A 9,206-nucleotide genomic window follows, 5' to 3' on the forward strand; every position below is an offset into this window, starting at 1 on the left:
CACCCCCCACCCAGCCGTGCCCGCGTCGTCCGCGCGCAGGGCCGGCCGCGCGCCCGCGGCGGCCCGGGCGGCGGAACCCCCGTCCACGGCGGCGAAGGCGCTGAGCGCCGCGAGCAGGCGCCGGTCGGCCGGACCGTGCCCGGCCGGCACGGGCAGGGCGGCGGCCCGGGCGCGGGCGGCGGGCAGCGCCGTCCGGTCGTTGACGGCGGTGGCCAGCAGGGCGGATTCGACGGTGGTGCGCAGGTCCCGGTCGGCGGGGCCGGTCGCGGGGCCGGTGAGGCCGTCCAGCACCCGCTCCAGTAACCGCAGGCCCTCGGGGGCCCGGCGGGTGCCGAGCGCCATCATCGCGTACTGCACGGCGACGGGGGCCTGTCCGCGCGGGTCGGGGGTCAGGGCCAGGGCCTGGCGCAGGTGCCAGAGGGCGTGGGCCGGGGTGACGACGGTACGGCTGGCGGCGCGGGCCAGTTCCACGTGCAGGCCGCCGCGTTCGGCGTCCGTGAGGCCGCGGCCCGCCGCGCCGCGCAGCCAGCGGCCGGCGGCCCGGACGGTCGCCCGGGTGGGGGCCTCGGCGGCGGCGTCGCGCAGGACGGCGAACATCCACGGTTCGTCGATCCGGTCCAGGGGGGCGAGTTGCTCGGCGACCTCCGGGGCGGGCCGTCCGGCGTCGCTGAGGACCCTGGCGGCCCGGACCCGCAGGTCCCGCAGTTCGGGGGCGGGCAGCGTGGCGAGGAGGGCGCCGCGGACGCCCCGGCGCATGTGCGGCGGGGAGTCCGGCGCCACGGCCCCGATCCGGCGCAGGGCGGTCAGCGCGGATTCCACGGCCCGGAGGTCGAGCCCGCAGAGCGCGGCGAGCAGGTCGGGGGCGGCGGCCCGGCCGAGTACCGCGAGGGCGGTGGCCACCTGGCGGGTGCGGCGCGGGCCGGCGGCCAGCAGCTCGGGGACCCGTGAGTCCAGCACGCTCTGGTGGACGGTGCCCAATTGGTGCACGGCGTCCGCGTCGGGCGGGATGCCGAGGGTGTGCAGGGCGGTGAGCAGCCGGTCCACGAGCAGCGGGTTGCCGCCGGTGAGTTCGGCGCAGCGCCGGACGAACCGCTGCTCCGCCGGTCGGCCGGAGATCCGGGTGACCATGTGCGCGATGCCGGGTTCGGTGAGCGGGGCGGGTTCCAGCGGGGTGCAGCGGCCCTGGGCGAGGACCTCGGCGAGTACGGGGGTTCCGGGGCCGGGGGCGTCGGTGCGCTGTGCGAGGACCAGGAGCAGGGGCCGGGCGGCGGCGTGGCGCACGATGAAGTCGGCGCAGCGCAAGGATGTTTCGTCGCACCACTGCGCGTCGTCGATCACGAGGGCCAGGGGTCCGGCGGCGAGCAGCTCCAGGGCGCGGCGGTGGAGCAGGTGCCGGTCGTGGTGGAGGTCGGGGAGTCCGGCGGCGGGGGGCGGGGGGCCGGCCGGCGCCCCGGGCGGGGGTGGCAGCAGGGTGTCCACCGTACGGATGGGGGCCGGGCCCTCAGGCGTACCGGCGGCGTACCGGACGGCCCATCCCCCGGCCGCCAGCCGCTGCCGCGCGAGGGTCAGCAGGCGGGTCCTGCCGATTCCGGCGGGGCCCCTGACGAGGACGGCCCGCGCGGTGCCCGTCCGGGCCTGTGCGGCGTGGCGCAGCAGGGTTTCGAGTTCAGGGGTGGGGGCGTCCGGGGCCAGGACCGGGCCCCGCGCCATTCCAGCGGTGAACACCACTGTATTTCTCTCTTCCTTCGTGGAACCGCCTCCGGTCATCCGGCGGTGCGACGCCGGAATGTCCCTGCGTGACCAAGATCGTAGGGGTGTGCCCTGGGCACTTGCGACCGATCCACTCGATTTGAGCCAGAATGCACCGGACCTTGGCCGAGGCACATGCCACGGCGAGCCGCCCGGCGGCGGAAAACCCCACCGGATTTCAGCCGTTTCGCACAGCCGAATTCCCTTATTTCCGTGGGGTGACGGGCCCGGGGCGGGTGCCGCGGCGGAACAACGCAGCCGATATCCGGCCATCAATTCCCGTTCCCCGGCTGCGTTATCGTGCCGGGGCGTCAGTCGGCCGCCGAACCCACCGGAGAGTTGCGTGCTGTCCCACCTGGAGCTGTCCTGCCCGCCGCCGGGCTGGCCGCCCGCCCCCTGGCCGGGGGCGCGGTCCATGCCGGCCGGGGACTCGCTCGACCTGTGGCTGTTCCACGTCCCGGACTCCGGGCTGCGCTCCGTGGTCCTCGACCGGTCTCCGCTGGACGCGCAGGAGCGGGCCCGGGTCGCCGCCTTCGTGTACCCGCGCGACCGGAGCCGGTACGTGGCCGCGCACCTGGCGCTGCGCCGGGTGCTCTGCGCCTACCAGGGCGTCGCCCCGGCGGAGTTGAGTTTCGTGCGCCGGTCCTGCCCCTGCTGCGGCGGACCCCATGGGCGCCCCGCTCTGGAGGGTGCCGGCGCGCCGCACTTCTCCCTGTCCCATACGGGGACCCTGGTGCTGATCGGTGTGGCCGGGCGGCCGGTCGGCGTGGACGTGGAGGCGCTGCCGCCGCCGCACAAGGCGGCCACCGTGGGCGAGGCCCTGCACCCCGCCGAGCGGCGGGCCGTCCAGGCGGCGCAGCCCGCCCTGCGGCCCGCCGTCTTCGCCCGGCTCTGGGCCCGCAAGGAGGCCTACCTCAAGGGGCTCGGCACGGGGGTGGGCCGCAGCCCGGACCTGGACTACCTCGGCGACCCCGGTGTCGGGGCGCCCGCCCGGCCGCCGGGGTGGACCGTCCGGGACGTGCCGGTGGGGCCCGAGCACGCGGCGGCCGTGGCCCTGGAGCGGGCAGCGGGCGCCGGCCCCGATGTCACGGTCCGCCCGCACTACCTCGGCGTCCTGGACGACGCCGCCGAGGCCCTGACAGGCCGCTGACCGGGCGCGGGGCCGCAGCCCGGCAAGGGTCCCGGCGGACCGCCGCGCACAGTGGGTTCAGTGGAGGCAGAGGCAGAAGGGGTGGCCGGCCGGGTCTGCGTAGACCCGCCAGTTGGCCTCCGGGCGGAGCTGGTCCGTCCGCTCCAGTACGGTCGCGCCGAGGGCGAGCGCCCGCTTCTCCTCGCCGTCGAGGTCGTCGACGTCGAAGTCCAGATGGAGCTGCTGCGGACGCTGCCGGCTGGGCCATTCGGGCGGCTGGTAGCCGTCCACGCGCTGGCAGGCCAGCGGGGTTCCCTCGAACCCGTGTACCTCGATCCAGTCGGGATCGTCCGGGTCCGTGACCGTCCGGCCGCCGAGCAGGGCCGCGTAGAACTCCGCGAGCCGTACCGGATCGGCGCAGTCCAGCGCGACCGCCTGCAGCTTTCGAATCACGTCCGGCACCCTGTCCCTCGGCAAATTGCGTACCGGGGGGTCGTACCCCGCGCCGCGGCCGTCACACGTCGTCATCGGGGCGCGACCGCGGCCGGGTCCTCCTCTTCGAACGGACCGCCGGCGGAGTCAGAGGCGGCCGAAGAAGTGGTTTCCGCGGGCCGAGTAGTCCTCGCTGGTGTAGTACTCCTTCATCGCGGAGCTGATCTCGACGCGGCTCAGCTGGCCGTCGCCGTCGACGTCCAGCCCGTTGAACGCCTCGTCGAAGACCTCGCGGGGCAGGCGGAACATGCCGTGGAGCAGCGAGGTGTACTCGTCGCGGCTCAGCATGCCGTCACCGTCCCGGTCGCCGAGCTCGGTCCAGGCGTTGCTCATGTTCCTGATGCGTTCCCAGATCCGGTTCTGGTCCGTGACGATGCGCGCCCGGAACGCCGCCCGGAACTCCTGCCGGTCGACCGCTCCGTCATCGTTCTTGTCCATCCTCTGGAAGACGGTGTCCCAGAGGTCCGCCAGCGACTCCCGCAGCGTGGCCACGGCGTCCGGGGCACAGCCGAGCGACTCGGCGAGCCTGTCCGAGAGGCCCGTGACGTCCGACTTTTCGAGCCGCCCGTCGCGGTCGGCATCGAAGACATCGAACGACCGGTCCAGCTTGACGTCCAGAACGCTCACGAAGACATCCCCTTCACTCCCTGTAGCACTCTCGCCACCGTGCGAGGCGGCCCAGGAAACCACACGCCGTCGCCTCCCCGCACGGAACGGACCGGGTGAATGGCACTTTCGGGTGACGGCCCGTCACCGCCCGCGTCCGACGCGCCCAAGGACCGTCCGGCGTGGCGGGTCCTGGCTCTGAGGTCCGTGGTGGGCCACCATTACGGACGCCGAGACGGCTCGGTCACCGGCGCCGGGGCGTGCGTGTCGGTCGCAGCGCTTGACGCCGAAGAGCGACCCGCGTCATGGGCGGCCGCAGTCGGCAGACGGAAAGACCGCGACAGGAAGAAGGACGTACGTGTCCGGCAGCGAGAGCGAGAACCCGGTAATCCCCTCCCCGGCCCCCACGCCGACTCGGCCCAGGACGAACCGGGACTGGTGGCCGAATCAGCTGGACCTCCAGGTCCTCCACCAGAATTCGCCCCTGGCCGATCCGATGGGCGAGGACTTCGACTACGCGGAAGAGTTCAGGACCCTCGACGTCGACGCCCTGAAACGGGACGTCATCGACGTGATGACCACGTCCCAGGACTGGTGGCCCGCCGACTACGGCCACTACGGACCGCTCTTCATCCGGATGAGCTGGCACGCCGCCGGCACGTACCGGATCGCGGACGGCCGCGGCGGTGGCGGCGCCGGTGCGCAGCGGTTCGCCCCTCTGAACAGCTGGCCGGACAACGCGAGCCTGGACAAGGCGCGGCGGCTGCTGTGGCCGGTCAAGCGGAAGTACGGCTCGAAGATCTCCTGGGCCGACCTGCTCGTCTTCGCCGGGAACTGCGCCCTGGAGTCGATGGGGTTCAAGACGTTCGGGTTCGGCTTCGGACGGGAGGACGTCTGGGAGCCCGAGGAGATCTTCTGGGGTCCGGAGGACACCTGGCTCGGAGACGAGCGCTACAGCGGCGACAGGGAACTCGCCAGCCCCTTCGGCGCCGTCCAGATGGGACTGATCTACGTCAACCCGGAGGGGCCGAACGGGAACCCGGACCCGATCGCCGCCGCCCGGGACGTCCGCGAGACGTTCGCGCGGATGGCGATGAACGACGAGGAGACGGTGGCGCTCATCGTCGGCGGCCACACGTTCGGCAAGTGCCACGGCGCGGTCGGCTCCGAGTACATCGGTCCGGAACCGGAGGCCTGCCCCCTGGAGCAGCAGGGCCTCGGATGGCGGAACACCTTCGGCACCGGCGCGGGCCCGCACACCCTCACCAGCGGGCTGGAGGGCGCGTGGACCAACGAGCCGACGAGGTGGGACAACGGCTATCTGGACAACCTGCTCGGATACGACTGGGAACTGACGACGAGCCCGGCCGGCGCGAACCAGTGGACGCCGAAGGACGCCGCGGCCCAGCGCACCGTTCCCGACGCCCATGACCCGTCGAAGCGCCACGCCCCCATGATGCTGACGACGGACCTCTCGCTGAAGCTGGACCCCGTCTACGCGCCGATCACGCGCCGCTTCCACGAGAACCCGGACGAGCTCGCGGAAGCGTTCGCCAAGGCGTGGTACAAGCTCCTGCACCGCGACATGGGTCCCGTCACGCGCTACCTCGGCCCCTGGGTCCCCGAGCCCCAGCTGTGGCAGGACCCCGTCCCCCGGGCCGACCACGACCTGGTCTCGGACGGGGACGTCGCCGCGCTCAAGGACACGATCCTCGCGTCGGGCCTGTCCGTCTCCCAGCTGGTCGCCACGGCATGGGCGTCGGCGGCGACCTTCCGCGGCACCGACATGCGCGGCGGGGCCAACGGGGCGCGGATCCGGCTCGCGCCGCAGCGGGACTGGGAGGTGAACGACACCCCGGAAGTGTCCGGGGTGCTGGAGACCCTCGAACGGATCCAGCAGGACTTCAACCGGTCGCAGTCCGGCGGTACGCGGGTCTCGCTCGCCGACCTGATCGTCCTGGGCGGGTGCGCGGCCGTCGAGCGGGCTGCGAAGAACGCCGGTCACGAGGTCACCGTCCCGTTCGCACCGGGGCGTACGGACGCCGCGCAGGAGCAGACCGACCCCGAGTCGTTCGCGGTGCTGGAACCGAGGGCGGACGGGTTCCGCAACTACCTCCGGGCCGGGGAGAAGCTGTCGCCGGAGACCCTGCTGCTGGACCGGGCCAGCCTGCTGACGCTGACGGCTCCGGAGATGACCGTCCTGATCGGCGGTATGCGCGCCCTGAACGCCAACTTCAAGGGGTCCCGGCACGGCGTCCTGACCGACCGGCCCGAGACGCTGACCCCCGACTTCTTCGTCAACCTGCTCGACATGGGCACGGAATGGAAGGCGTCCACCACGGTCGCGGGCGAGTTCGAAGGCCGGGAGCGGAACACGGACCAGGTCAAGTGGACGGCCACCGCCGTCGACCTCGTCTTCGGCGCCCACTCCCAGCTGCGGGCCCTGTCGGAGGTCTACGCGTGCGAGGGCGCGGAGGGGAAGTTCGTGCGTGACTTCGTCGCCGCGTGGGACAAGGTGATGAACCTCGACCGGTTCGACCTCGCCTGAGCCGCCGGTGCGGTGTCCGGCTCCCGGCGTCCCGAGGACGCCGGGGGCCACGGCCGTACCCGTTCACCGCCGCAGGCCGCCCGCACCGGCCATGATGCCGGCCAGCTCGACGGGGCGGCTGAGCGCGGCGCAGTGGCCCGCCGCGATCTCCTCCGGGACCACCCCGAGACGTTCCAGCGCGAGGCGGCGCTGGAAGTCGGGGGGAAGGAAGCGGTCCTCGGTGCACAGCACGTATCGGGTCGGCACGTCCGGCCAGGCGCCGAGCGGCCACGGCTGGGCCGACGCCGTCGGCGAAGGATGGTCTCGTCCCCTCCTCAGCGCCTCCTCGGCCAGCTCGCGGGGCACATCGTGGTAGAAGGCCACGTACGGGTCGTCACTGCCGGTCAGGCCGCCGTCCCGGCGGGCCTGGCGCCGCACGGCCCCGGTGTAGCCGGTGTCCGCCCACCACCGGTCCGCCGGTTCACCCGGCGCGGGGACCATCCCGGCGACCAGGATCAGTGAGGCGACGGGCCGGCGGGCGGCGACCAGGGGCGCGGTGAACGCGCCGAACGACTGGCCCACGACCACGAGATCGCGGCGGTCGCCGACTGCCCGGACCACGGCGTCGGCGTAGTCGTCGAGGGTCGACGAGTCGTCGCCGCCCGGAAGGTCCGGAGCCATCACGTCGTGCCCGCGCACCCGGAGCTCCGCTTCGACCAGGTGCCAGTACCAGCCGACGTCACCGGCGCCGTGGATCAACACGAAGGTACTCACAGCGGGGCGTCCGTCCCTTCGGATGTCACCGACCGGCCCGGGGGCCCGGGGTCTCCGTATGCCGGTCCGCGGCTGCGCGACGCAGCCTGCCGGCCGGCCGAACGGGCCGCCCAGGCCATCGTCACCGACCCGCAGACCGCCGGCCACCTCACCGGCGCACCGGCTCCGTCCGGGTGTCCTCGGGCGCGTCGGCGGTGAGCAGGCGTCCGCGCGGCGGTCACCGGGGCCGGCGGTCTCCGTCCCGGTGGGCGGCCTGCTCCGGCACCACCGGCGGCAGCGGTTCACGGGCCGCGTGCCAGGCGGAGGGGAGGGCGGCGACGCCCGTGCGGGCGGCGATCACCCCGCCCACGATGGCGCAGGTGGTGTCGATGTCGCCGCGCCCGGCGACCGTGAGCCACAGCCCCTCGTGGAGGTCGTCGAGGTGCCCCGCCGCGCACCACAGGGCGTACGGGACGGTGTCGGGCCCGGACATCCGGTAGCCCGAGCCCAGGACCTCCGCGGCGTGGCGGACCGAGGTCCGCTCCGGCATCCGGGCGGCGATGCGCACGCCCGAGCGGACCTCGCTGTCGGGGAGCCCTTCGGCGACGGCCCGGAGGAAGTCCGGGCGGGCCGGGGTGTGCCCGCCACGGCTGCGGGTCGCCAGTGCCGCGGCGAGGGCGACCGCCACCGACCCGGCCAGTGCCTCCGGGTGGTGGTGCGAGACGGCGGCCTGGCGGGCGGCCTGCTCGGCGACGGCGTCGAGGTCGGCGGCGAGCCAGGCGCCGAGCGGAGCGGCGCGCATGGCCGCGCCGTTTCCCCAGGAGCCCTGGCCGCCGAACTGTCCGGCGACCACCTCCCGCCAGGGCTCGCCCGCGCCGATCCGACGGAGCACGTCGTGCATGGAGGCTCCGTAGCCGCGGTGCGTGTCGTCGGCGTAGGCCTCGGCGAGGCGCAGCGCGAGGCGGTCCTGGTCGACGGTGCCGCCGCCCTCGGCGAGTTCCCGCACGAGAACGAGCGCCTGAGCGGTGTCGTCACTCCACCTCCACGGCGCCTCGGCGGGCAACGTCCGCGCCTCCAGGGCCGCCGGGCCCTCCCGGCGCAGGATGCCGAACCAGCGGTCACCGAAGGCGTCGCCGAAGGCGAGCCCGTGCAGGGAGTCCAGTGCGGCGGCAGGTATGTCGATCACTGGGGCAGTATCACAGCGCGCCGTGGCCCCTGCGCTTCATTTTCGGCACGGACATGCCTTGGGTGGGGGTGGACCCGGTTCGGACACCGACGGCGACGGGGCCCTGACGGAGGCGAGACCACGTCACCCTGGGCGACCGCGCCGCCGACCAGCCGGGGTATGCGCGCGGCTCGGCCGAGCACACCCGCATGGCCGACGCCGCCGGAAGCTACGAGGGCGAGGCTGCCGAGTCCTGGCAGCGCGTACAGCGCGACTGGGACTCGGCCGCCAAGAGCGAGAACACCGGCATGTGGGGCTGACCCGGGCCATGGCCGGCGGGCGTGCCGGAAACCGCGCGGCCTGAGGTCGTTCGCGGCTCCCGGCGGGCCCCGGTCACACGCCCGTGGCCACGCAGGCCTTCCCGGCTGACGCCGACACCGACGGCGCCCCCCGCCTACAGCGCGAACCGGCCGCCTCACGGCTGGACGGCGAGGAACGCTTTACCCGCACTGGATGGCATGTTCCGGTCAACGCTGCGAGGCTGCGTAGCGCGTGTCCCCCGAACCGGGGGGCACGGCACGTCTCACCACGGCGCCCGCACCGTTGGGGCGCCCCCCGCGGTCGTCCGCCGGCTCACCCAGCCGGTGCCGGGCGGCCACCGAGCAGGCCGGGATCCCGGCCGCCGAGAAGGAGTTACGTGTGAGAGCCACCCCCCACAAGGCGTTCGCCGCGACCGTGAGCACCCTCGCCGCGCTGGCCGCGGCCGCGCTGCTGCCCGCGGCGCC

7 protein-coding genes are annotated in these 9,206 nt (G+C 74.3%); 2 read left to right on the forward strand and 5 right to left on the reverse strand.

The features are described from left to right. On the reverse strand, positions 1–1,728 hold a 1,728-nt coding region (locus AB0F18_RS36780), incomplete at its 3' end, for an AAA family ATPase (protein WP_362069126.1). Positions 1,729–2,092: 364 nt separating this feature from the next. Between AB0F18_RS36780 and AB0F18_RS36785 the strand changes: the two genes are divergently transcribed. Then, the gene (locus tag AB0F18_RS36785; protein WP_362069129.1) at positions 2,093–2,899 is read left to right on the forward strand and encodes a 4'-phosphopantetheinyl transferase superfamily protein; all 807 of its coding nucleotides are present in this window, start codon (positions 2,093–2,095) and stop codon (positions 2,897–2,899) included. A gap of 57 nt (positions 2,900–2,956) precedes the next feature. On the opposite strand, the gene AB0F18_RS36790 is transcribed toward AB0F18_RS36785, so the two are convergent. Continuing rightward, entirely contained in the window at positions 2,957–3,331 is a 375-nt protein-coding gene (locus AB0F18_RS36790) for a VOC family protein (protein ID WP_362069132.1), read from the reverse strand. Positions 3,332–3,457: 126 nt separating this feature from the next. Further along, on the reverse strand, positions 3,458–3,997 hold the full coding sequence (locus AB0F18_RS36795) for an EF-hand domain-containing protein (RefSeq protein WP_362069135.1): 540 nt from the start codon (positions 3,995–3,997) through the stop codon (positions 3,458–3,460). A gap of 337 nt (positions 3,998–4,334) precedes the next feature. Between AB0F18_RS36795 and katG the strand changes: the two genes are divergently transcribed. Then, positions 4,335–6,524: a catalase/peroxidase HPI gene (katG, locus tag AB0F18_RS36800; protein WP_362069138.1), complete on the forward strand. Its 2,190-nt coding sequence runs from the start codon at positions 4,335–4,337 to the stop codon at positions 6,522–6,524. A 63-nt stretch (positions 6,525–6,587) separates the two neighbouring features. On the opposite strand, the gene AB0F18_RS36805 is transcribed toward katG, so the two are convergent. Both AB0F18_RS36805 and AB0F18_RS36810 read right to left on the reverse strand, forming a co-directional pair. After that, a complete protein-coding gene (locus tag AB0F18_RS36805) occupies positions 6,588–7,277 on the reverse strand; it encodes an alpha/beta hydrolase (protein WP_362069141.1) in 690 nt (229 codons plus the stop codon). A gap of 217 nt (positions 7,278–7,494) precedes the next feature. Further along, positions 7,495–8,442 carry an ADP-ribosylglycohydrolase family protein gene (locus AB0F18_RS36810; protein ID WP_362069144.1) on the reverse strand — a complete coding sequence of 316 codons (948 nt, stop codon included), beginning with the start codon at positions 8,440–8,442 and terminating at the stop codon, positions 7,495–7,497. Positions 8,443–9,206: the final 764 nt, after the last annotated feature.

Origin of the sequence: Streptomyces sp. NPDC029216, from assembly GCF_040648015.1 — a bacterium.
In the GTDB taxonomy this organism is placed as follows: Bacteria; Actinomycetota; Actinomycetes; order Streptomycetales; family Streptomycetaceae; genus Streptomyces.